The organism is Pseudomonas argentinensis, from assembly GCF_001839655.2.
Classification (GTDB): domain Bacteria; phylum Pseudomonadota; class Gammaproteobacteria; order Pseudomonadales; family Pseudomonadaceae; genus Aquipseudomonas; species Aquipseudomonas argentinensis_B.
Map to the genome: position 1 here is coordinate 1775944 of NZ_CP056087.1, position 21151 is coordinate 1797094.

Below are 21151 nucleotides of genomic sequence, written 5' to 3' on the forward strand. Positions count from 1 at the left end.
TACTCGGGATCCCTATAGTCATTCATCGCCGGCATAGGGGTCGGGATGACCCAGCTCGGCGAGCAATAATCGTTCCAGCGCTTCCATTTCCTCGGCTTCCTCATCCTCGATGTGGTCGTAGCCCAGGAGATGCAAACAGCCGTGTATCACCAGATGCGCCCAGTGCGCATCCAAGGTCTTGCCTTGCTCGACGGCCTCGCGCTCGACCACCGGCACGCAGATCACCAGGTCGCCAAGCAGCGGGATATCCAGTAACTCGTCCGGTACGTCGGCCGGAAAGGACAATACGTTGGTGGCGTAGTCCTTGCCGCGCCAGGTGTGGTTGAGCTCGCGGCCTTCGGCTTCGTCCACCAGGCGGATGGTCAATTCCGAGTCGGCGCTGCGCTGGCGCAGGGCGATCGCGCACCAGGCCTGGAAATCGGCCTGCGCGGGCAGGCGGCCAGCAACGCTGGCGACCTGCAGGTCCAGTTCGATCATGGCTCGGAACGCGCTCCCGGGTCGTTGTCCGCCGGGCGGCGGTCGAACGGCTGGTGCTCGGCATCGAAGCGCTCGTAGGCCTCGACGATGCGCTGCACCAGCGGGTGGCGCACCACGTCCTTGGGCAGGAAGTGGGTGAAGCTGATGCCCGGTACGTCCCTGAGCACTTCGATGACGTGCTTGAGGCCGCTCTTGGTGCCGCGGGGCAGGTCGACCTGGGTGACGTCGCCGGTGATCACCGCGGTGGAGCCGAAACCGATACGGGTCAGGAACATCTTCATCTGTTCCATGGTGGTGTTCTGGCTCTCGTCGAGAATGATGAAGCTGTTGTTCAGCGTGCGGCCGCGCATGTAGGCCAGCGGCGCGACCTCGATCACCTGCTTCTCGATCAGCTTGGCCACCTGCTCGAAGCCGAGCATCTCGTACAGGGCATCGTAGAGCGGGCGCAGGTAGGGGTCGATCTTCTGCGACAGGTCACCGGGCAGGAAGCCGAGTTTTTCGCCGGCCTCGACCGCCGGGCGCACCAGCAGGATGCGACGAATCTGCTCGCGCTCCAGGGCGTCCACCGCAGCAGCGACAGCCAGATAGGTCTTGCCGGTACCGGCCGGGCCGATGCCGAAGTTGATGTCGTGGTCGAGGATCGCCTTGACGTAGCGCTGCTGGTTGGCGCCACGCGGCCGGATCATGCCCTTGCGCGTGCGCAGGGCGACATCGCCGTGGCTGCTGGGGCTGTTGAGTTCCTCGATACCGGATTCCTGCAGGAACAGGTGCACCATGTCCGGGGACAGCTCGGTGCTGTCGGTTTCCCGGTACAGGCGACGCAGCAGGTTCTCGGCCGAGGTGGTCTGCCCGGGCTCGCCCAGCAGCTCGAACTGGTTGCCGCGGTTGCGGATCTCGATGCCCAGGCGCGATTCGATCAGGCGCAGGTGCTCGTCGAATTGCCCGCTGAGGTTGGCGAAGCGCTTGGCTTCGAAGGGCTCGAGGGTGAAGCGATGAGGTGTCGAGGTGGTATTCAAGGTCGTTTTATGGCCGCCGTCGCTGAATGGAAGGGAGAGAATAGCGCTAGCCAGGGACGAGTGAAAGCGCGGCCGACAGCCGCGCTACGCCTGGCGCGTCATCGCTGATATGCGGGCAGCCGGCTGCTTGTTCAATGGCGTTCGATCAGGGTGCCACGCAAGGAGTGCGGCAGCGCCTCGTCGATATGCACGTCGACGAACTGGCCGATCAGGCGCGGGTTGTCGCACGGGAAGTTGACGAAGCGGTTGTTCTCGGTCTTGCCCTGCAACTTGCCCGGATCCTTTTTCGAGAAGTCGCTGACCAGGATGCGCTGCACGCTGCCGACCATGCGCCGGCTGTTCTCGAAGCCCTGCTGGTTTAGGCGGTTCTGCAGGATCTGCAGGCGCTGCTTCTTGACGGCTTCCGGGGTGTCGTCGACCAGGTCGGCCGCCGGCGTGCCGGGGCGCGCGCTGTAGACGAAGGAGTAGGAGAAGTCGAAGCCGACGTCCTGCACCAGTCTCATGGTCTGCTCGAAATCCTTCTCGGTCTCGCCGGGGAACCCGATGATGAAGTCCGAGCTGATGACGATGTCCGGCACCGCGGCCTTGAGCTTGCGGATGCGCGATTTGTATTCCAGGGCGGTGTGGTTGCGCTTCATGGCCGCCAGGATGCGGTCCGAGCCCGATTGCACCGGCAGGTGGAGGAATTTCACCAGCTCCGGGATCTCGGCGTGGGCGCGGATCAGCGCGTCGGAGAATTCCAGCGGATGGCTGGTGGTATAGCGAATGCGGTCGATGCCGTCGATGGCGGCCACCAGGTACAGCAGTTCGGCGAAGTCGGCGATGCCGCCGTCACGGGTTTCGCCGCGGTAGCCATTGACGTTCTGGCCGAGCAGGGTCACTTCGCGCACCCCGTTTTCGGCCAGGTGGATGATCTCGCCGAGCACATCGTCCAGCGGCCGGCTGACTTCCTCGCCACGGGTGTAGGGCACCACGCAGAAGGTGCAGTACTTGCTGCAGCCTTCCATCACCGAGACGAAGGCGCTGGGGCCGTCCACACGGGGTTCTGGCAGGCGGTCGAACTTCTCGATTTCGGGGAAGGAAATGTCCACCTGGGCGGTCTTGGTCACCCGGGCGGCGTCGATCATCTCCGGCAGACGGTGCAGGGTCTGCGGGCCGAAGACCACGTCGACGTAGGGCGCGCGGTCGCGGATCGCCGCGCCTTCCTGGCTGGCCACGCAGCCACCGACGCCGATCACCAGGTCGGGGTTCTCCAGTTTCAGCTCGCGCCAGCGGCCGAGCTGGGAGAACACCTTGTCCTGGGCCTTCTCGCGGATCGAGCAGGTGTTGAGCAGGATGACGTCGGCATCCTCCGGCCGATCGGTAACCTCCAGGGCCTGATGCTCGCCCAGCAGGTCGACCATGCGCGAGCTGTCGTACTCGTTCATCTGGCAACCGTGGGTTTCGATATAGAGCTTCTTGGTCATGGCGATTCGTCGGCGGTGGTTAAAAAATGACCGCGCATTATAGGGGAGCGGCGGGCTACAGGCTACAGGCGTAGGGCTAAAGGCTACAGGCTACAGGCTACAGGTGTAGGGTGTACCAGGCGGCGCTGCGTTCACGCAGCCGTACGCCATTGGCGTCTTGAACGATCATCGTGCTGCCAGGCCACGTCCTACGTGGGATGCCTGGTGGGGCGCGGTGGGGGCGTTAGCTTGCAGCTTCTGACCTTGTGCTATCCTGCGCGCCCCGTTTTTCCTGACTTCGAGTCTCCATGACCAAGCGCGACCCCATCTACAAGGTGATCTTTCTCAATCAGGGCCAGGTGTACGAGATGTACGCCAAGCAGATCTTCCAGAGCGATCTGTGGGGCTTTCTGGAGATCGAGGAATTCGTGTTCGGTGAGCGCTCGCAACTGGTGGTCGATCCCAGCGAGGAGAAGCTCAAGGCGCAGTTCGACGGCGTGGTGCGCAGCTTCGTGCCGATGCATTCGATCGTGCGTATCGACGAGGTGGAGCGCCTCGGCACGCCGAAGATCAGTGAAGCCAAGGGCGGCGGCAATGTGATGCCGTTCCCGATGCCACCCCTGCCGGAGAAATGATGGCGGCATGCTGCAGGCCACAAGCTGCAGGCTGAAACGCCTGACGCGAGTTGCACGTCTGCCGATCAGGCGATGGGGGACTATTTCAGCGGGGCGAACGGCGACAGGCTGTCGGCGGCCTGCAGTTCCTGCAGGTAGTTGCGGAAGATCTGCCCCAGCACCTGGGTGGCGACTTCCTGCTCGGCGCGGGGCATCTGCATGGCCACCTCGTCGGCGCCGTCCATCGCTTCATCCGAGCCGTTGACCGCGGCCATCTTCAGCACGATGTAGGCCTGCACCTTGTTGGCCGCCACGCCTTCGCCGCGAAAGAACATCATGCCCAGGCGATACTGCGCCTGGGCATGGCCCTGCAGGGACGCGTGTTCGAACCAGTTAAGCGCCTGGGGCAGGTCGCGCTCGCCGGCGCGGCCCTCGTAGTAGAACTCGCCCAGCTCGTACTGGGCCTGGGCATCCCCGCCTTCGGCGCTCTGTTGGCAGGCTTGCAGCGCGGCGGACAGGTCTTCGGGGGCGACGTTGAGCGAGCAGCTCCCGGTCGCCGGGATCAGCAATGAGTTTCCATCCGCCACGCCGAGCGTTGGCAGCAGGAGCAACAGGCAGCCCAGGGACAGGGTGCGGCCGGTGCGCTTCATGAAGATCCGGATACCTCGACAGGCTGACAGGTGGATGAATGACGAGGCCAAATGGGCTCGGCATCACATTATGAAATAAGCAGCACCGTTCTTACAAAGTGTTTGCCGGCTTTTCTGCCCCGAGCTGGCGCAAGGGCGGTCTCACCGGTGCCTGATATAACGCGTCGATGTGCGGTGGTGGCCTAGCAAAGAACCGCTCGGGCCACCTGCCGTTCACCCCAGGCGCCGAACGGCGCCGGTCGGTCACCCCTGCTTGAGGGCGGCGAAGGCGCGCTCGGCGGCGTCCAGGGTCAGTTTCAGCTCGGCCTCGCCATGGGCGATGGAGGTGAAACCGGCCTCGAAGGCGCTTGGCGCCAGGTATACGCCGCCTTCGAGCATCAGGTGGAAGAAGCGCTTGAAGCGCTCGGCATCGCTGGCCATCACGTCATCGAAGGTAACGATATCGTCGGCGCCGCTGAAGTACAGGCCGAACATGCCGCCTGCCTGGGTGGTGACGAACGGGATGCCGGCGGCATCGGCGCGATCCTGCAGGCCTTGCAGCAGGCGGCTGGTGTAGTCGGTGAGCTCGGCGTGAAAGCCCGGGCGGCTGATCAGCCTCAGGGTAGTCAGGCCGGCGGCCATGGCCAGCGGGTTGCCCGACAGGGTACCGGCCTGGTAGACCGGGCCGAGCGGGGCGATACGTTCCATGACCGCGCGCTTGCCGCCGAAGCAGCCCACCGGCATGCCGCCGCCGACGATCTTGCCGAAGGTCGACAGATCCGGGGTGACGCCATAGTGCGCCTGGGCACCACCGAGGGCGACGCGGAAACCGGTCATCACCTCATCGAAGATCAGCACCACGCCGTGCTCGTCGCATTGCTCGCGCAGGCCTTCGAGGAAGCCCGGCGCCGGTGGCACGCAGTTCATGTTGCCGGCCACCGGCTCGACGATGATGCAGGCCACGCTGCCGCCGACTTCGCTCAGGGTCTTCTCGACCGCGGCGATGTCGTTGAACGGCAGGGTCAGGGTGTGCTTGGCGAAGTCCGCCGGCACGCCCGCCGAGCTCGGCACGCCCTGGGTCAGCAGGCCGGAGCCGGCCTTGACCAGCAGGCTGTCGGAGTGGCCGTGGTAGCAGCCTTCGAACTTGATGATGGCGTCTCGTCCGGTGTAGCCACGGGCCAGGCGGATGGCGCTCATGGTCGCCTCGGTGCCCGAGCTGACCATGCGCACCATGTCCATGGACGGCACGATGGAGCAGACCAGATCGGCCATCTCGGTTTCCATGGCGGTCGGTGCGCCGTAGGACAGGCCGTGGTCAAGCTGGCGGCGCACCGCGTCGAGCACCTCGGGGTGGCTGTGGCCGAGGATCATCGGGCCCCAGGAGCCTACGTAGTCGACATAGCGCTTGTCGTCTTCGTCGGTGACGTAGGCGCCTTCGGCGTGCTTGAAGAACAGCGGTGTGCCACCCACGCTCTTGAAGGCGCGCACCGGTGAGTTCACACCGCCGGGAATGTGTTTCTGGGCGTTGGCGAAAAGGGTTTCGGAGCGGGACATGGGGGTCTCCTGAAAGGTCAGTCAGTTCGATTCGAACAGGGCGCCGAAGGCGCGCGCGCGGCGCTCGACCTCGGCGGGCGAATCGGCGGCGAACAGGGCGTGGATCACGGCCACCATGCTGGCGCCGCGTTCGATCAGCGGGGCGGCGTTGTGCAGATCGATGCCACCGATGGCGACGATCGGTAGCGCCACGCGGGCCCTGGCGGTAGCGAGCAGGTCGAGGCTGGCGGCCGGGGCGCCGGGTTTGGTCAGTGAGTTGAAGAAGCGGCCGAAGGCCACGTAGCTGGCGCCTTCGCCGGCCGCCTGCTCGGCCAGTGCCAGTTGGGCGTGGCAGGTGCCGCCGATGATCGCCTGACGGCCTAGCAGGGCGCGGGCGGCGGCCAGCGAACCGTCCTGCTGGCCAAGGTGCAGGCCGACACCGAGGCGGGCGGCCAGCTCGGCGTCGTCATTGATGATCAGCGTGGCGCGATAATTCTCGCACAGCCTGCGCAGCGCTTCGGCTTCGCGCAGGCGACGGGCCTCGTTGGTGGACTTGTCGCGGTACTGCAGCAGGCGTGCGCCGCCGGCCAGGGCCGCCTCCACATAGGGCAGCAGCTTGCCGCCGGCGAGCAGCGCGCTGTCGGTGATGGCGTAGAGACCGCGCAGTTTGCCGGGCGCTGCCATCAGCTGAGATCCAGCGGCAGGCGGCGTGGCACGAATTGGCCACGGCCGGGTTGCTCGGCGTCGCGCAGGGTGCGCCAGGTGTAGTCCAGGGCGATTTGCACCGCGCCGATCAGGTCCTGGCCGAGGGCCAGGCGACCGGCCAGGGTGCTGGCCAGGGTGCAGCCCGAGCCGTGGTAGCTGCCTGGCAGGCGGGCACAGGTGAAGTCATGGCGGCTGCCATCACGCAGGTACAGGCGGTTGTGGACCTCGCTTTCGTCGCCATGGCCGCCGGTGATCAGCAGGTGTTCGATGTACGGCAGCAGCTTTTCGGCGCACTGATCCGCGCTGCCATCCGGCAGTTCGGCGAGAATGCGCGCTTCGGGCAGGTTCGGCGTGGCGATGGTGGAGGCGGCGAACAAGCGCTCGCGCATGGCAAAGCCGACGTCTTCCTTGCCCAGGGCGCCGCCGCCACCGGCACGCAGCACCGGGTCGCAGACCAGCGGCACGCCGGGCAGCTGGTCCATGATCATCAGCACGGTGTCGACCATCTCCACCGAACCGAGCATGCCCAGCTTGACCGCCGCCACCGGCATGTCGGCGATCACCGCCTGGGCCTGGGCCAGTACCCAGTCGCGATCCAGTACCCGGAAGTCGCTGACGTCGACGGTGTCCTGCACGGTCAGCGCGGTGACCGCCGGGGCCGCGTGGCAGCCCTGGGCGAGCAGCGCTTCGATGTCGGCCTGCAGGCCGGCGCCGCCGCTCGGGTCATGGCCGGACAGGCACAGCACCACCGGGCGCGACGGGGCGAGGCGGGCGGTGCTGCGGGGGTAATCGGGGAGGCCAAAGTCGATCATCTGTGTCGCGGGTTCCGGTTTACGGGTACGGCGGTGGCCGCGGTACCGGGTTGATCGGGCTCGCACCGGCACATGGCAGGCGGCATTTGGATGGGGCGCGAGCTTAACATTTTATGGGCAACGATGAGGCCGGCCCGGTCGGCGGTTGGGTCGCGGCTGCCGTAGCCGGCTACGCTAGGGCCCGTTTTGCCGCGATGCGGCGTTTCTCGCCGGCTCATTTAGCCCGCTAAACTTCGCGGCTGTGTGACCCACATGGATGTGGGAAATGCCGCAAGCCCGCAGGGAGCGGGCGCGGCCCTTGCCTCGCGGCAAAACGGGCTCCGGCGCGGTCGTGCCGAAGTGTTAACAGGCCCTAGGGCCTTGAGCCCGGGGAGGGGTGTTTGTACGATGGCGTGCCTGTGGATCGCCAGGCGTGCACTGTTATTCATTGGTAAGGGCAGAAGGCGCCTGGCATGAACAATCTGTTGCGTGGTGTCGCGTTGCTGCTCTGCCTGCTGCCGGGTCTGGTCAAGGCCGAGCCGCGGGTGGTGGCGCTGAGCTGGGAGGCCACCGAACACCTGCTCAAGCTCGATATCACGCCGGTGGCCGTGGCCGATGCCGATCGGTACCGCGCCCAGGTGGCGCGCCCGCCGCTACCGGCCTGGGTGCCCAGCGCGGGATCGCGGCGCGCGCCGGATCTCGAACAACTGGCCGTACTCAAGCCGGACCTGATCGTCATCGGCGAGCCGCTGGAGGGCATGCGTGCGCAGCTGGCGCACATTGCCCCGGTCACCGCCTATGGCAGCCTGTCCCAGGAACACGACAGCTACCTGGTCGCCCGTGACGACTACCTGGCCCTGGCCCAGCGCTTCGGCCGCGAGGATCATGCGCTGCGCGAACTGGCGGCCATGCAGGTGCAGGTCGATGAATTGCATCGCCAACTGGTCGAGCATTTTCGCGGGCACCTGCCCAAGGTCGCGGTGATCCGCTTCACCTCGCCGAGCGCGGTGCGTGTCGACGGCGGCGAGTCGATGATCGAGCACGCCCTGCAGCAGTTGCACCTGCAGCCCGCCTACCCGCAACCGCGCGAGGCGGTGGTGCCGGTGCAGGCGCTGGCGAGCATCGAGGAGGGCGTGGTGCTGTATATCGAGCCGTTCGCCGGGCAGGCGCAACTATTCGCCACGCGTGAGTGGCGGGCCATGCCGTTCGTGCGCGCCGACCGTTTCGCGGCGATGCCCGACACCTGGACCCACGGCGGCGTGTTCTCCATCCAGTACCTGGCCGAGGCCATCGCCAAGGCCCTGTTGAGTCTGCCGGCGCCCTGAGCTGACGTCCGGTCGTCATGGTGCTTGCGATGCGCGTTCGGCCCCCATAGAGTTGCCGGCATTCATACATATGTCGAGCCGTGAACGGCTGCATCATTTCGACGGCGTGGGGCCTCGCGATGCGGCACAACAGGGTCATCTGCGGGGCTGCATGCGTTTCTTCCTGATCCTTCTTCTGGCGCTTTGTCCGCTGCTGGCCAGTGGCGCCGGCCCGGCGGTCTTCGACGAGCGCACCCGCGTCTTGCCGCTCGGCGAACACATGGCGGTGTTCGAGGACGTGCGCGGCGACAAGACCATCGATGACGTCAGCTCCAGCGCCCTGCAGGGCAGCTTCCGGCAGCACGACAAGGCGGTGCTGAACGCCGGCTATTCGCGCTCGGCGTTCTGGCTGCGCATCGATCTGCAGTATCGGCCCCAGGGCACGGCCAGCGGCAATCCGCAAAGCTGGCTGCTGGAGCTGGCCTATCCGCCGCTGGACCACCTGGAACTTTACGAAGAGGCTGCCGATGGCCGCTTTCACCTGAGCCATCGCACCGGCGATGCGTTGCCGTTCTCCAGTCGCGAAATCCGCCAGAACAATTACCTGTTCACCCTCGACTTCCAGCCCGAGCAGGTGCGCCGCGTCTACCTGCGCCTGGAAAGCCAGGGGTCGATCCAGGCGCCGCTGAGCCTGTGGTCGCCGACCACCTACCTGGAAGAGCAGCCGGCGCGCATCTACGTGCTGGGCATCATCTATGGCGTGTTGCTGGTGATGCTGATCTACAACCTGTTCATCTTCATCAGCGTACGCGACACCAGCTACCTGTATTACATCTTCTACATCGCCTCGTTCGGCCTCTACCAGGTGTCGGTCAATGGCGCCGGCATCGAGTTCCTGTGGTCTGACAGCCCGTGGTGGGCCAACGCGGCCACGCCGTTCCTGATTGGTGCGACGGCGTTGTTCGGTTGCCAGTTCGCGCGCAGCTTCCTGCACACCCGCCAGCACAGCCCCTGGGTGGACCGCAGCCTGCTGCTGCTCATGCTCTGGGGCGTGCTGGTGATGGTGTTGGCACTGTGCGCCACCTATGCCCTGTCGCTGCGCCTGGCCACTGTGCTGGCCCTGGTGTTCACCCTGGTGGTGCCCATCGCCGGCGCGCTGGCCTGGTGGCGCGGCATGCGGGTGGCGCGTTATTTCCTGTTCGCCTGGGCGGCGTTCCTGCTTGGCGGCGTGATCAACACGCTGATGGTGCTCGGCTACCTGCCCAACGCGTTCCTGACCATGTACGCCAGCCAGATCGGCAGCGCCATCGAGGTGGCGTTGCTATCCCTGGCCCTGGCCGACCGCATCAATGCCATGAAGGAGGAGCGCGCGCGCATCCTGCAGAGTGCCAGTGCCAAGCTGGAGGCGCTCAACCACGAGCTGGCCGACAGCAACCGCCTCAAGGATGACTTCCTGGCCACCGTGACCCATGAGCTGCGCACGCCGATGAACGGCGTGATCGGTTCGCTGGAGCTGATGCAGACCCTGCGTCTGGACCCCGAGGCGGAGCAGTACCAGAAGACCGCGACCCGCTCGGCGCGGGACATGATGCAGATGGTCAACGACATCCTCGCCCTCACCGAGCTGCAGGCCGGCCGGCTCTATCCGCGGCGGGAAACCTTCAGCCTGCGTGGGCTGCTCGACGGCCTGTGCGCGAGTTTCGAAGGCCGCGCCCGAGGCAAGGGCCTGGATTTCAAGCTGGACCTCGACGAGCGCCTGCCCGATACGGTCGAAGGCGACGGCCAGAAGCTGGCCCAGGCGCTGGGTTACCTGCTCGACAACGCCATCAAGTTCACCTTGGTGGGCACGGTGCGCCTGCGCGTTCGCGGCACGGCCCAGGCCGCGGCGGACAACCTGCCGCTGAGCATCGAGGTGATCGATGCCGGCATCGGCCTGGAAAATGTCCGGGAAACCGACCTGTACCGCCGTTTCCATCAGCTCGATACCTCGATGACCCGCGAATACGGTGGTTTGGGCATTGGCCTGAGCATCTGCCGCCAGCTGGTCGACCTGCTCGGTGGCAGCCTCGCCTATGAGCCCAATCGTGCCGGTGCGGGCGGCAGTATCTTTCGTCTCGACCTGACCCTGGCGCTGCCCGTGCAGAAGCCCGCGCAGCTGCCGACGGTGCGGCGCAGCGCCGGCACCGCAGTACGCGCGCCCGAGCAGTGCACGGTGCTGGTGGTCGAGGACAACGCCGTCAACCAACTGGTGATTCGTGGCATGCTGCTCAAGCTCGGCTACCGCGTGCGCACCGCGGACAACGGCAACGAAGCGCTGGAGTACCTGCAGCGTGAACCCATCGACGCGGTGCTGCTCGATTGCCAGATGCCGGTGATGGACGGCTTCGCCACCTGCCGCGCCCTGCGCCAGTTGCCCGCCTGCGCCGAGCTGCCGGTGCTGGCGATCACCGCCCACAGTCAGTCGGGTGACCGCGAACGCTGCCTGGCGGCGGGGATGAGCGATTACCTGGCCAAACCGGTGAAGTTCGACGAACTGCGTGTGCTGTTGCACGACTGGGTGTTGTGCCGCACGGCCTGACGGCCCGCTTGTCTGCTCACGGGGCGCTGCGTGGACCTATGAGTAGCGCGCCAGCTCGCGGGCATCATGGCTGCAGAAGATGGCCAGCTGCGGCTGCTCCAGTGACAGGGCACGCAAACGGTGCTGGTTGATCACCCGCCGGTCGTGGTCGGTGTCCATCAACCGCTGATACAGGCGCAGCCCGGGCGGGCACCGGCGCGACGTCTGGCCGATCTCGTGGCGGAAGAAATAGGCGTCGCCAGCATGCAACACCCAGCCGTCCTCACCACGCACGGCGATGCCCGCATGACCGGCAGTATGGCCGCGCAGCGGAATCAGCAGAACGTCGTCGACCACGCTGCGCACCGACTCGAATCCATACCACTGATCACCTTCTTCACGGTACAACTGCCAGCGGCTGATTCCGCGCCATTGCACTGGTACGAAGCGGCGGCGCGGCAGAAAGCCCCTCAACTGTTGAACCGCGGCGTGTTCATCCTGCATCAGGTGAACCGTGGCGTTGGGAAAGTCGGCCAGGCCGCCGGCGTGATCGAAATCCAGGTGAGTGAGCAGGATATGGCGCACGTCCGCCGCCTGAAAACCCAGCTTGCGCAGCTGTGCAACGGCCGTGCGTGCCGGATCGAACTGGATGTTGTTGAGTAGCCGAAACATCCGGCTCAGCCGCGACGGATCGCCCACGTCACCCTCGCCAAAACCGGTGTCGACCAGCACCAGGCCGTCACGATCGGTCTCCAGCAGCAGGCAGTGACAGCACAGATGAGCCCTGGGCCCTTTGCTGAACCCGTCGAACAGCGCGCCGCCAAACGGGCACATGCAGCCGCAATCGAGATGATGGATCCTGATCATGGCCATTCCCATCGTGCCGAGCGTGCGGCCTTCGACCACAAGGCGGCACAGCGAGACGGCTGGTCAATGATGTACATGGGCACCGGTGGGGTCGTCGATCTGGAACACCTTGCCCTTCTGCCAGGCATCGGCGCCGGGGAGCACCTCGGGGCGTTCGATATCGGCGCGGTTCTGGCGTTTTTTCGCGCTGTCGATGCCGAAGCGCTGGTCGCGCTCCTCGACCATGCGTGGGTCCGCCTGGCCGTCGGCGGTGAAGCCCATCATCAGCTGTGGCACGCCAAGCGGCAGGCTTTTCTTCTGATCGGTATGCCAGGTGTGCCAGGTCTTGCCATAGGTGCGCACCAGCTTGCGCATCAGGGCGTGCTCGGCGGTTTCGGGAATACCGGGGGCCACCAGCTGGCCTGATTTCACCTCATGTACGTGGCTGTGCCAGAGCGTCTTTTCCTCTGCAGGCAGGGTCTTGAATAGCTGTTCGCTGATTATGTACTCGACGCCCATCAGCTTGGCATCCTTGACATTGCCGTCGTAGATCACGCACTGAATCAGTTCTTCACTGAGGACGGAGCAGTAATGATGGGCTTCCATCTGTGCGTCCTGCCTGCCGTTATAGAAGTGAAAGCCGTCGAGGTAGGCATTCAGGGCGGCGACGGGGGATGGGATTGCAGGGTTGCAGCGCCAGCTTCCAGCAGGCGGGTATCGGCTTTGGCGGGAGCGCCTTCGATGCCGACGTTGGAATGACTCTCGGTGGCGATGCAGCCGCTCAGCGGCACAATGGCCAGCAGGGGCAGTAGCGCCAGGCCCATTCGCGCGGTCATGGTGATCTCCAAGCATGCCTGAGCCCGGCATTCACCGGGCTCAGGGCGGAAATTACTGGCGAGTCTGGCTCTGCAGCTCTTTGGCCATCTCCAGGTGATGCTCCAGCTTGGGCAGGGTCTTCTTGGCCCAGGCGCTGACTTCGGCATCATCGGAAGCTGCCGCCTTCTGGTAGAGCTCGATGGTCTGTTCGTGGGCGACTACCTGGTTGTTCGCGTAGGCCTTGTCGAAGTTCTCACCATCGCGCACCTGCAGAATCATGGCCTTGGCCTTGTTCATCAGCTCGGCGTCATCGGAGACCTGCAGGTTCTTCTTCTCGGCCAGTGCCTTGAGCTCATCGTTGGCACGGGTGTGATCATCGATCATGGTTTGGGCGAATTTCTTGACCTCGGCATGGCTGCCTTTCTCGAGCGCCAGCTTGCTGGTCTCGATTTCAGCGATGCCTTTGGCCGACGCTTCCTCGGCGAAGTCATTGGCGCTGACCTTGTCGGCGGCCTGAGCCAGCCCAGCGAAAGCGAAGATCAGTGCGGCGGTTGCGCCGATCAATACACCTGTGCGTTTCATGATGACTCCTTGATAAGTCGTGACCGCGGCTGTCACCACCCTTTGCGGTAGTGGCGGTGGTCCGCTGTCGATTGGCATGAATTGATAAAGGAAACGGGATTAACGAAGCGGTCTTTTAATCATCGGCAGACCGCTTCGTTAATTAGTCGAAGAAGGGAGGGTTGGATCCCTCCCGTTCTCCAGGCTTATCGTCCGCCATGGCTGTTGGAGCCACCTTTACGACCGGCTTCGGATGCCTTTTCACGATCATTGGCAAAGTTGCCGCCAGAGCTCTGTCCGCCTTTCTTGCCGGCTTCGCTGGCTTTTTCACGATCGTTAGCGAAGTTGCCTGGATTGTTGTTTCCGGTATTAGCCATTTCTCTATCCTCTCGGTATGGCCTGCCATCAGCGGCAGGTAAAAGTTCGAGGCGGTGGCGATGCAGAATGTTCGAATAAAAAGTGGCGATGGCGATGAATGGTAAAAATGATGGTGTTGTGATAGTAAGTTGTATAGGCGTTGTATATGAAGGGGCTGCTTCGCTTGCTGTCATTGTGCTGCTGTTTTGCGCGTCGTTATTGGTTGTTATCTATCGAACACTGGCGCATATATACAGTCAGCATTGTTGTGCTTGGCATATTGGCATCTCACTGGAATTGATATCGTTAAACAGCCTTGTGCAGACATGAGGCAAGGCCAACCTGATAGCGAGGCATCACCATGAAAGGGCAGATATTTCTGATCAATTACATATGCGACAACCAACCGATGCATCTGGAAGTGTCGTCCGACGCCGAGACCATGACGGTCGAGCAGGCGCAGCAGCACGTGCAGAACGAGGGGGCCAAGGGGCGAGTGACCGACGTGCAGGTCAGCAAGATCACTCGCACCCACGAGCCGGGTACCACACCCGGCCACCATCAGCAGCCTTGAGAACCCTGTGGAAAGCCGGCGCATGCGCCGGCTTTCAATGTTGGGCGGGTCGGGCCGGCGGTTAGCGCTTGGCCTCCAGGCCAGGCGTGTCGGAGCGGTCCAGAAAGGCCTGGCTCAACTCCGGCAGGTGTTCGCGTAGCCACTCGGCCATGGCGATTTCCTGCTGCAGGATGGTTTCGCAATCCTGCTGGGTCTGGGGATCACCCGCGGCTTTGGCGGCCGCGATCAACACCGTGTACGACGCGATCTCCAGGGTTTCGAACACATAACCCGACATGGCGCCCTTGACGACTTCATCACTCATGACCATGCCACCCATGGCCTGGCCGAACGCCATCAGTTTGCCGCTGAGGTCTTTCAAGGTAGAGGGTTCGCTACCCAGGCGGCTCAATGCCCGTTCCAGGGTCTCGCGCTGGCCCACTGTTTCTTCGATATGTTTTTCGATGCGCGTGCGCAACTTGGGATAATTGTGCAGGCGCTCTTTTTGGGCGGTCAGCATCTGCTCCGCTTGTTGTTCCATGGCATGGGCATCACGCAGCCAGCTCACCAGGTTTTCGCGTTTCGTGGTCATGGTCGGATCTCGCAGTTATAGGCAAGTAATGTTCCGAGACGGCCGCTGCTGCACAGGTTCATTACTTTTCGCCAGCGGTATTAAGCGAGACGCTATCAAGCGAAGCGGCAAGACGCAGGCGCACCTGAAATTGCCGTTTCGCTTGATTGTTAAATTTGTTTTTGCTTGAACTCGATGCGCACTTTTGCATTCGGTATTACATGCCCGATGAGGGCGAGGAGCTGAACCATGAAGGGAATGATTACCGGTGAGGAGAACAGTCCATGTTCGTACATAACAAGCGATTGCAATACACGGTAAGAGTTGCCGGCCCCAATCCGGGCCTGGCAAATTTGCTGCTCGAACAATTCGGCGGCCCGCAGGGCGAACTGGCGGCAGCCATGCGTTATTTCACCCAGGGCCTGGCTGAAGACGATGCAGGCCGCAAGGACCTGCTGCTGGATATCGCCACCGAAGAACTCAGCCACCTGGAAATCATCGGTTCGATCGTCGGCATGCTCAACAAGGGCGCCAAGGGTGATCTGGCCGAAGCCGTGGAAGAGGAGGCGGCGCTGTACCGCTCGCTGACCGAGGGCGGCAACGATTCGCACATCACCTCCCTGCTGTACGGCGGTGGCCCGGCGCTGACCAATTCCGCCGGGGTGCCTTGGACGGCGGCCTACATCGACACAATCGGCGAACCGACGGCGGATTTCCGTTCCAATATCGCCGCCGAAGCCCGTGCCAAGATCATCTACGAGCGGCTGATCAACGTGACCGATGACCCGGGCATCAAGGATGCGCTGGCCTTTCTGATGACCCGTGAGCTGGCGCATCAGAAGTCCTTCGAGAAAGCGCTGCACGCCATCCAGCCGAATTTCCCGCAAGGCAAGCTGCCGGGCGTGCCGGAATTCACCAGCGTGTACTTCAACATGTCCCAGGGCGAAGAGGATCGCCGTGGCCCCTGGAACGAAGGCGACCAGTGGGAGTTCGTTGCCAGCCCGCAGCCGGCGGTCGACGGTGGCGACGGTACCGCGCAGGTCATGCTGCCGGCCAAGCAGGCTGAAACCCTTCTGCAGATGGCCAAGCGCACCGCTTCGGATCCGACCCTGGATTCGATTACCGGTGCCGACCTCGGCTCGGGTGCAGCGCGCAAACCCGAATAAGGGCCAGCCTCACTGCCGTAGGGCAGGGCCACCGACCAGCCAGGCGAGCGATGCTCGGCCTGGCTTTTTTCTGGCTGGCGCCACGGGAGCTGCCGGTGCCATGCCGGTGACCGCTGATCCTGAAGATTGAATCTTTCTCGTCTGTCCCTCTCCCAATTTCATAAGGCCATGACGCGCCGCATGCGCGGCCACTCCAAGAATCGATCGAGTGCCGTCTCGTTTTCCTGGTGCTCCTGAACTGCCCACGCAAGGCTCCGACCATGACGACTTTGATGCCGATCTTCACCACGTCCAGCCAAAGCTGCAATTTTCTTCAGGCCGGCCCCGCCCGCACCCTGTACGAGCGTCTTTTGCAACCCGAACTCGACGAGGGGGCGCTGAACGAGGCGCGCAGCTTCCTGGATGGCCAGCTGGCCAAGGCCCAGGCACTGCCTTGCGATGTGCCCGCGCAGCCCGAAGCGCTTCTGGACTGGATGCGTGGCGCCGCGCTGCGCACCACCGAGGCCTATGGGCAGTATCTGGAGGAGCGACGTCAGGGTGCGCCACGGCGCTACTTCCATAATCGCGCCCATGCGCTGTATTTCCTGCGCCATGTGGCGCCCACCAAGCTGGTGGACGGCGCCTGGCTGTACGGGCTGCTCAGGCACTGGCAGGAGCTGCGCCTGCGCCCGTTGTTGCGCACCTACCTCGAAGAACTGGGCGACGGCGTTCCGGCCATGAACCACGTGGTGCTCTACAAGCAACTGCTGGCTCAGCATGGCTGTGACGAGCTGGCCGAGCTGGAAGACGAGCACTTTCTGCAGGGTGCCCAGCAACTGGCACTGGGCCATCTGGCCGACGATTACCTGCCCGAGGTGATCGGCTACAACCTGGGCTACGAACAGCTGCCGTTGCACCTGCTGATCACCAGCTACGAGCTGACCGAGCTGGATGTCGACCCCTACTACTTCCAGCTGCACGTGACCATCGACAACGCCAGCACCGGCCATGCCCAGAAAGCCGTGCAGGCGGTGCTGGAAAACCTGCCGGTAGTTGGCGATCGCGATGCGTTCTACCGCCGCGTGCTGCGTGGCTACCAGCTCAACGACCTGGGAATCGGCTCCACTGCGGTGATCGCCGCCTTCGACCTCGAGGACGAGGTCTGCGCCATGCTCGAGCGCAAGCGCGAAGTGGCCACCCAAGTGCACTCCGATTACTGCCGGATCGAAGGGCGCACCGTCAATGAATGGCTCAGCGAGCCGGGGCAGGTACGTGCCTTTCTCGAAGCCTTGCAGAAGCGTGGCTGGATCCGCCGCGACGAAGACCCGCAGAACAGTCGCTTCTGGCAATTGGTACAGGGTGACCGAGCCGCCATGTTCGGTGTGTTCAGTAGCTACGAGTTGCAGCTGCTGCATGACTGGATCGCCGGTAGCTGGACACCCGCGCGTACCCGGGGCCGGCCACGTCGCCGCCCGGCAGCGGCGGGCGCCGATCAGGCCATGGGCCTGGACGACGAGGCCCAGGCGCTGCACGCGACGCTACGGGCGATGCCGGCTCAGCAGCAAGCCAGCAAGCTGATCGAGCTGATGTCGCCCGCCAGCCATTTCACGCCGGCAGGGTTGCTGGCCACGCGTCTGTTCAACGCCTATCTCCAATAACCAGATGCGGGGCATCGATGCACAGCGAGCAAAACACCCTACAACAACAGGCGCTGTTGAGCCTTGGCCAGACTCTCGAGCAGAAGGGGTATCGATTTGTCACTGGTACACCCTTGACCCATGAACGGGTCAATGCCCGCCCCGAAAACCGGCAGGCCCATGACCTGGCCGGCGTATTCGGCTGGAGCCGACCGTTCGAAGCGCAGGTCGTGGGCGACGAGCTGGTCGAGTTGATGCGTGCAGGTGGCGTGCTGCAGCAGCAGGGCGAGCAACTGGCCAGCGCGGTGCGCTGGTCCAGCCTTGGTGGCAAGTTGTTCGTGCATTCCCGTTACCCGACCGTGCAGGCCGACGCCGTGTTCTTCGGCCCCGATACCTACCGCTTCGTGCGCGCCATCGACGCCTTTCTCGGTATGCCGTCGACTGCCGTGGTGTCACGGGCGGTGGATATCTGCTGCGGCGCTGGGCCGGGTGCCCTGTGCATCGCCCAGGCGCGACCGGCCGCCCAGGTGCTGGCGGTGGACATCAATCCGCGGGCGCTGGAATTCACCCGTATCAATGCGGCGCTGGCCGGGGTGAGCAACGTCGAGGCGCGTTACAGCGACCTGCTGAAAAACGTCGACGGCGAGTTCGACCTGATCGTCGCCAACCCGCCGTACATGCTCGATGCCGACAGCCGTGCCTACCGCGATGGTGGCGGCGAGCTGGGGGCCGGGCTCTCCGAAGCCATCGTCGAAGCCGCGATCGGCCGCCTGGCACCCGGTGGCAGCCTGCTGCTGTATACCGGGGTGGCGATGACCGCAGCGGGTGATCCGTTTCTGGCCTATGTCAAACGCACCCTGGGAGATCCGTCATTGGCCTGGCGGTACGAGGAGATGGATCCGGACGTGTTCGGCGAGGAATTGCTCAAGCCGGGCTATGAGCAGGTCGAACGCATCGCAGCGGTGGTGCTGACCGTTACCCGCACGGCTGCATGATGCCGTGACGCTGAGGGCGGTGGCCTGCCCTCAGCGCCCAGCCTTCAGGCGGTTTCGATAAAGCGGCGAATGCGCTGCGCCGCTTCCACGCATTCCGCCAACGGCGCGACCAGCGCCATGCGCACGCGGCCGGCGCCCGGGTTGAAACCCTCTACCTCGCGGGACAGGTAGGAGCCCGGCACCACGGTGACATGTTCCTTGGCGAATAGCTCACGGGTGAACTCGGCATCATCGCCTGGGGTTTTGGCCCACAGGTAAAAGCCGCCGTCCGGGCGTTGCACGTCCATCACACCCTGGAGAATCGCCAGCACGGCGTCGAACTTCTCGCGATACAGGTCGCGGTTGGCGCGCACGTGCTCCTCGTCCTGCCAGGCGGCAATGCTGGCCAGCTGGGTTTGCACCGGCATGGCGCAGCCATGGTAGGTACGGTACAGCAGGAAGGCCTTGAGGATCTCCGCGTCACCGGCCACGAACCCCGAGCGCAGCCCAGGCAGGTTGGAGCGCTTGGACAGGCTGTGGAACACCACGCAGCGCTTGAAGTCGCTGCGGCCCAGCTCGGCGCAAGCGGTCAGCAGGCCGGGCGGCGGGTTTTCCTCGGCGAAGTACAGCTCGCTGTAGCACTCGTCGGCGGCGATCACGAAGTCGTACTGGTCGGCCAGGGTGATCAGCTTCTTCAGGGTTTCCAGTGGAATCAGGGCGCCGGTCGGGTTGCCCGGCGAGCACAGGAAGAGGATCTGGCAGCGTTGCCAGACCTGCGGCGCCACGGCGTCGAAGTCCGGGTTGAAGCCATGCTCGGCCAGGCACGGCAGGTAGTGGGGCTGGGTGCCGGCGAGCAGGGCCGCGCCTTCGTAGATCTGGTAGAACGGGTTGGGGCTCACCACCAGGCCGTCGACGTCGCGCTGCGCCACGGTCTGGGTGAAGGCGAACAGCGCCTCACGGGTACCGTTGACCGGCAGCACATGGCGCGCAGCGTCAAACCAGCCGGCCGGCACCTTGAAGCGCCGTGCGCACCAGCTGGCGATGGCCTCGCGCAGCGCCGGGATGCCCTGGGTGGTGGGGTAGACGGCCATCTGATCGAGGTTGTCGGTCAGGGCCTGGGCCACGAAGGCTGGGGAGCGGTGCTTGGGTTCGCCGATCGACAGGGCGATGGACGAGCGATCCGCCGCCGGGGCGACACCGGCGAGCAGGGCACGCAGTTTTTCGAAAGGGTAGGGCTGCAGCTGGGCGAGGGCGTGGTTCATGATGATCCGACGGGTCCTTTGTGGGGCGACGACAAAGTTGTCGACACTAGCACGTGGGCGGTCTCAGGAAAATTGCTTATCGGCGCGACACGTACTGCCCGGCGGTGGGTGTCATCGCCTGGCTGGGGAAAACGGTGCAAATGCCGGCGACAAGCTGTCTTTGCGCCCCTTGGAAAAAGCGCTTTTTTCTGTCGTCATTTATCTGGCTGACGTGTTGGTCAGTTTTTTCGAGAACCCGCTAAAGCCGCACCGCATTGGGTCGATAGCCTGAAGGTAATTCCTCCCGGCATCCCTTTAAGCGAGAGCTCCTTCATGCGCACCCTCAAATTCAGCCACAAGATCATGCTGGCTGCTTCCCTGGTGGTCATTGCGGCCTTCGCGTCCTTCGCGCTGTACAACGACTACCTGCAGCGCACGTCGATTCGCGACAACCTGGCCAACTACCTCAATGATGTCGGCCAGGTTTCCACTGGCAACATCCAGCACTGGCTCTCCGGACGCATGCACCTGCTCGACAACCTGGCCGAATCGGTGCAGGACGACAGCGCACCGGCACCGCTGGCCAGGAACCTGCAGCACCGCAGCATTGCCTCTGCCTTCCTGTATGCCTACTACGGCCAGAACGACGGTACCTACACCCAGTTTCCGCCGAGCGAGCTGCCGGCCGGCTACGATCCGCGGCAGCGCCCCTGGTACAAGAGTGCCGCGAGCAGCAGCGGGCCCGGTCTGACCGAGCCTTATCTGGCGGCCGACCCGCGCGATGGCCTGCTGATCACCATCACCCGGCCGGTCAGCGTCGGCGGCACCCTGCAGGGCGTGGTCGGCGGCGACCTCAAGCTGCAGACCATCGACGACATCCTCAACTCCTTCGACCTGGGTGGCATGGGCTACGCCTTCTTGGTCGACGACAAGGGCACGATGCTGGTGCACCCGGACAAGAGCCTGGTGCTCAAGAAGCTGCCGGAGCTCTACCCCGAAGCGACGCCGCGCCTGGAGTCCGGTCTGCAGAACACCGTCGGCATCGATGGCAGTGCGCGCATCGTCACCTTCCTGCCGGTGCAGGGGCTGGCCGGGGTACGCTGGTACGTCGGCCTGTCGGTCGACGAGGGCAAGGCCTTCGCGGCGCTGCGCGAATTCCGTATCTCGGCGCTGACCTCCACGGTCATCGGGGTAATCGCCATCCTGTTGCTGCTCGGCGCGCTGATTCGCATTCTGCTGCGCCCGCTGCACCTGATGAGCGATGCCATGAGTGGCATCGCCGAAGGCGAGGGCGACCTGACCCAGCGCCTGAAGATCGACTCCGGCGACGAGTTCGGCGAACTGGCCGGGGCCTTCAACCGCTTCGTCGAGCGTATCCA

Annotated in this window: 18 protein-coding genes and 3 pseudogenes; 8 read left to right on the plus strand and 13 right to left on the minus strand. The window is 64.3% G+C overall.

Going from position 1 to position 21151, the window contains the following annotated elements; translation table 11 throughout:
* Positions 1-18 precede the first annotated feature (18 nt).
* The 3 genes from ybeY to miaB form a co-directional block, all read right to left on the minus strand.
* Positions 19-477, minus strand: a complete 459-nt coding sequence (gene ybeY, locus SA190iCDA_RS07775) for an rRNA maturation RNase YbeY (RefSeq protein ID WP_070884135.1) — start codon at positions 475-477, stop codon at positions 19-21.
* Positions 474-1493 (minus strand): PhoH family protein, encoded by a 1020-nt coding sequence (locus SA190iCDA_RS07780; RefSeq protein ID WP_070884134.1) that lies wholly within the window; start codon positions 1491-1493, stop codon positions 474-476. The genes ybeY and SA190iCDA_RS07780 overlap by 4 nt, the downstream gene beginning before the upstream one ends.
* 131 nt (positions 1494-1624) lie before the next feature.
* Positions 1625-2959: a tRNA (N6-isopentenyl adenosine(37)-C2)-methylthiotransferase MiaB gene (gene miaB, locus SA190iCDA_RS07785; protein WP_070884133.1), complete on the minus strand. Its 1335-nt coding sequence runs from the start codon at positions 2957-2959 to the stop codon at positions 1625-1627.
* Between the two features lie 287 nt (positions 2960-3246).
* On the opposite strand from miaB, the gene SA190iCDA_RS07790 reads away from it, so the two are divergent.
* Positions 3247-3573 carry a DUF1820 family protein gene (locus tag SA190iCDA_RS07790; protein WP_070884132.1) on the plus strand — a complete coding sequence of 109 codons (327 nt, stop codon included), beginning with the start codon at positions 3247-3249 and terminating at the stop codon, positions 3571-3573.
* Between the two features lie 80 nt (positions 3574-3653).
* On the opposite strand, the gene SA190iCDA_RS07795 is transcribed toward SA190iCDA_RS07790, so the two are convergent.
* The 4 genes from SA190iCDA_RS07795 to SA190iCDA_RS07810 form a co-directional block, all read right to left on the minus strand.
* Positions 3654-4202, minus strand: a complete 549-nt coding sequence (locus tag SA190iCDA_RS07795) for a tetratricopeptide repeat protein (RefSeq protein ID WP_070884131.1) — start codon at positions 4200-4202, stop codon at positions 3654-3656.
* A 243-nt stretch (positions 4203-4445) separates the two neighbouring features.
* Positions 4446-5735: a glutamate-1-semialdehyde 2,1-aminomutase gene (hemL, locus tag SA190iCDA_RS07800; protein ID WP_070884130.1), complete on the minus strand. Its 1290-nt coding sequence runs from the start codon at positions 5733-5735 to the stop codon at positions 4446-4448.
* A gap of 21 nt (positions 5736-5756) precedes the next feature.
* A complete protein-coding gene (gene thiE / locus SA190iCDA_RS07805) occupies positions 5757-6398 on the minus strand; it encodes a thiamine phosphate synthase (RefSeq protein ID WP_070884129.1) in 642 nt (213 codons plus the stop codon).
* On the minus strand, positions 6398-7231 hold the full coding sequence (locus tag SA190iCDA_RS07810) for a bifunctional hydroxymethylpyrimidine kinase/phosphomethylpyrimidine kinase (protein WP_070884128.1): 834 nt from the start codon (positions 7229-7231) through the stop codon (positions 6398-6400). Before SA190iCDA_RS07810 ends, thiE begins: the two co-directional genes overlap by 1 nt.
* Before the next feature lie 452 nt (positions 7232-7683).
* On the opposite strand from SA190iCDA_RS07810, the gene SA190iCDA_RS07815 reads away from it, so the two are divergent.
* Positions 7684-8535, plus strand: coding sequence for an ABC transporter substrate-binding protein (locus SA190iCDA_RS07815; protein ID WP_070884127.1), 852 nt, complete (start codon positions 7684-7686; stop codon positions 8533-8535).
* Between the two features lie 151 nt (positions 8536-8686).
* On the plus strand, positions 8687-11092 hold the full coding sequence (locus SA190iCDA_RS07820) for a hybrid sensor histidine kinase/response regulator (protein ID WP_070884661.1): 2406 nt from the start codon (positions 8687-8689) through the stop codon (positions 11090-11092).
* 36 nt (positions 11093-11128) lie between these two features.
* Here SA190iCDA_RS07820 and SA190iCDA_RS07825 read toward each other — a convergent pair whose 3' ends face one another.
* From SA190iCDA_RS07825 to SA190iCDA_RS07840, 4 genes and pseudogenes are all read right to left on the minus strand, one after another.
* A complete protein-coding gene (locus tag SA190iCDA_RS07825) occupies positions 11129-11935 on the minus strand; it encodes an MBL fold metallo-hydrolase (RefSeq protein WP_070884660.1) in 807 nt (268 codons plus the stop codon).
* Positions 11936-12001: 66 nt separating this feature from the next.
* Positions 12002-12753 (minus strand): annotated as a pseudogene (locus SA190iCDA_RS07830) (OBAP family protein).
* A gap of 52 nt (positions 12754-12805) precedes the next feature.
* The gene (locus SA190iCDA_RS07835) at positions 12806-13315 is read right to left on the minus strand and encodes a DUF4142 domain-containing protein (RefSeq protein ID WP_070884125.1); all 510 of its coding nucleotides are present in this window, start codon (positions 13313-13315) and stop codon (positions 12806-12808) included.
* A 185-nt stretch (positions 13316-13500) separates the two neighbouring features.
* Positions 13501-13650: pseudogene (locus SA190iCDA_RS07840) on the minus strand (general stress protein); the annotation flags it as partial.
* Between the two features lie 362 nt (positions 13651-14012).
* On the opposite strand from SA190iCDA_RS07840, the gene SA190iCDA_RS07845 reads away from it, so the two are divergent.
* The gene (locus SA190iCDA_RS07845) at positions 14013-14225 is read left to right on the plus strand and encodes a hypothetical protein (protein ID WP_083329697.1); all 213 of its coding nucleotides are present in this window, start codon (positions 14013-14015) and stop codon (positions 14223-14225) included.
* A gap of 61 nt (positions 14226-14286) precedes the next feature.
* Here the strand turns inward: SA190iCDA_RS07845 and SA190iCDA_RS07850 are convergent, their stop codons facing one another.
* The gene (locus tag SA190iCDA_RS07850; protein ID WP_070884122.1) at positions 14287-14796 is read right to left on the minus strand and encodes a ferritin-like domain-containing protein; all 510 of its coding nucleotides are present in this window, start codon (positions 14794-14796) and stop codon (positions 14287-14289) included.
* Between the two features lie 263 nt (positions 14797-15059).
* Here SA190iCDA_RS07850 and SA190iCDA_RS07855 point away from each other — a divergent pair, with 263 nt between their 5' ends.
* The 3 genes from SA190iCDA_RS07855 to SA190iCDA_RS07865 all read left to right on the plus strand — a co-directional run bounded on the left by SA190iCDA_RS07855 (position 15060) and on the right by SA190iCDA_RS07865 (position 18552).
* Positions 15060-15941, plus strand: a complete 882-nt coding sequence (locus SA190iCDA_RS07855; RefSeq protein ID WP_070884121.1) for a manganese catalase family protein — start codon at positions 15060-15062, stop codon at positions 15939-15941.
* Positions 15942-16201: 260 nt separating this feature from the next.
* The gene (locus SA190iCDA_RS07860) at positions 16202-17578 is read left to right on the plus strand and encodes an iron-containing redox enzyme family protein (protein ID WP_070884120.1); all 1377 of its coding nucleotides are present in this window, start codon (positions 16202-16204) and stop codon (positions 17576-17578) included.
* 17 nt (positions 17579-17595) lie between these two features.
* Complete coding sequence (locus SA190iCDA_RS07865; protein ID WP_070884119.1) at positions 17596-18552, plus strand: methyltransferase; 957 nt, start codon at positions 17596-17598, stop codon at positions 18550-18552.
* A 44-nt stretch (positions 18553-18596) separates the two neighbouring features.
* Here SA190iCDA_RS07865 and dapC read toward each other — a convergent pair whose 3' ends face one another.
* The gene (gene dapC / locus SA190iCDA_RS07870; RefSeq protein ID WP_070884118.1) at positions 18597-19793 is read right to left on the minus strand and encodes a succinyldiaminopimelate transaminase; all 1197 of its coding nucleotides are present in this window, start codon (positions 19791-19793) and stop codon (positions 18597-18599) included.
* Positions 19794-20294: 501 nt separating this feature from the next.
* Between dapC and SA190iCDA_RS23365 the strand changes: the two are divergent.
* Positions 20295-21095: pseudogene (locus SA190iCDA_RS23365) on the plus strand (cache domain-containing protein); the annotation flags it as partial.
* Positions 21096-21151 lie beyond the last annotated feature (56 nt).

Coding starts and splice junctions, on each gene's coding strand:
- ybeY (WP_070884135.1), bottom strand. CDS start 477: ATGATCGAACTGGACCTGCAGGTCGCCAGCGTTGCTGGCCGCCTGCCC.
- SA190iCDA_RS07845 (WP_083329697.1), top strand. CDS start 14,013: ATGAAAGGGCAGATATTTCTGATCAATTACATATGCGACAACCAACCG.
- SA190iCDA_RS07795 (WP_070884131.1), bottom strand. CDS start 4,202: ATGAAGCGCACCGGCCGCACCCTGTCCCTGGGCTGCCTGTTGCTCCTG.
- miaB (WP_070884133.1), bottom strand. CDS start 2,959: ATGACCAAGAAGCTCTATATCGAAACCCACGGTTGCCAGATGAACGAG.
- SA190iCDA_RS07850 (WP_070884122.1), bottom strand. CDS start 14,796: ATGACCACGAAACGCGAAAACCTGGTGAGCTGGCTGCGTGATGCCCAT.
- SA190iCDA_RS07815 (WP_070884127.1), top strand. CDS start 7,684: ATGAACAATCTGTTGCGTGGTGTCGCGTTGCTGCTCTGCCTGCTGCCG.
- SA190iCDA_RS07820 (WP_070884661.1), top strand. CDS start 8,687: ATGCGTTTCTTCCTGATCCTTCTTCTGGCGCTTTGTCCGCTGCTGGCC.
- SA190iCDA_RS07855 (WP_070884121.1), top strand. CDS start 15,060: ATGTTCGTACATAACAAGCGATTGCAATACACGGTAAGAGTTGCCGGC.
- SA190iCDA_RS07865 (WP_070884119.1), top strand. CDS start 17,596: ATGCACAGCGAGCAAAACACCCTACAACAACAGGCGCTGTTGAGCCTT.
- hemL (WP_070884130.1), bottom strand. CDS start 5,735: ATGTCCCGCTCCGAAACCCTTTTCGCCAACGCCCAGAAACACATTCCC.
- SA190iCDA_RS07835 (WP_070884125.1), bottom strand. CDS start 13,315: ATGAAACGCACAGGTGTATTGATCGGCGCAACCGCCGCACTGATCTTC.
- SA190iCDA_RS07860 (WP_070884120.1), top strand. CDS start 16,202: ATGACGACTTTGATGCCGATCTTCACCACGTCCAGCCAAAGCTGCAAT.
- thiE (WP_070884129.1), bottom strand. CDS start 6,398: ATGGCAGCGCCCGGCAAACTGCGCGGTCTCTACGCCATCACCGACAGC.
- SA190iCDA_RS07790 (WP_070884132.1), top strand. CDS start 3,247: ATGACCAAGCGCGACCCCATCTACAAGGTGATCTTTCTCAATCAGGGC.
- SA190iCDA_RS07810 (WP_070884128.1), bottom strand. CDS start 7,231: ATGATCGACTTTGGCCTCCCCGATTACCCCCGCAGCACCGCCCGCCTC.
- dapC (WP_070884118.1), bottom strand. CDS start 19,793: ATGAACCACGCCCTCGCCCAGCTGCAGCCCTACCCTTTCGAAAAACTG.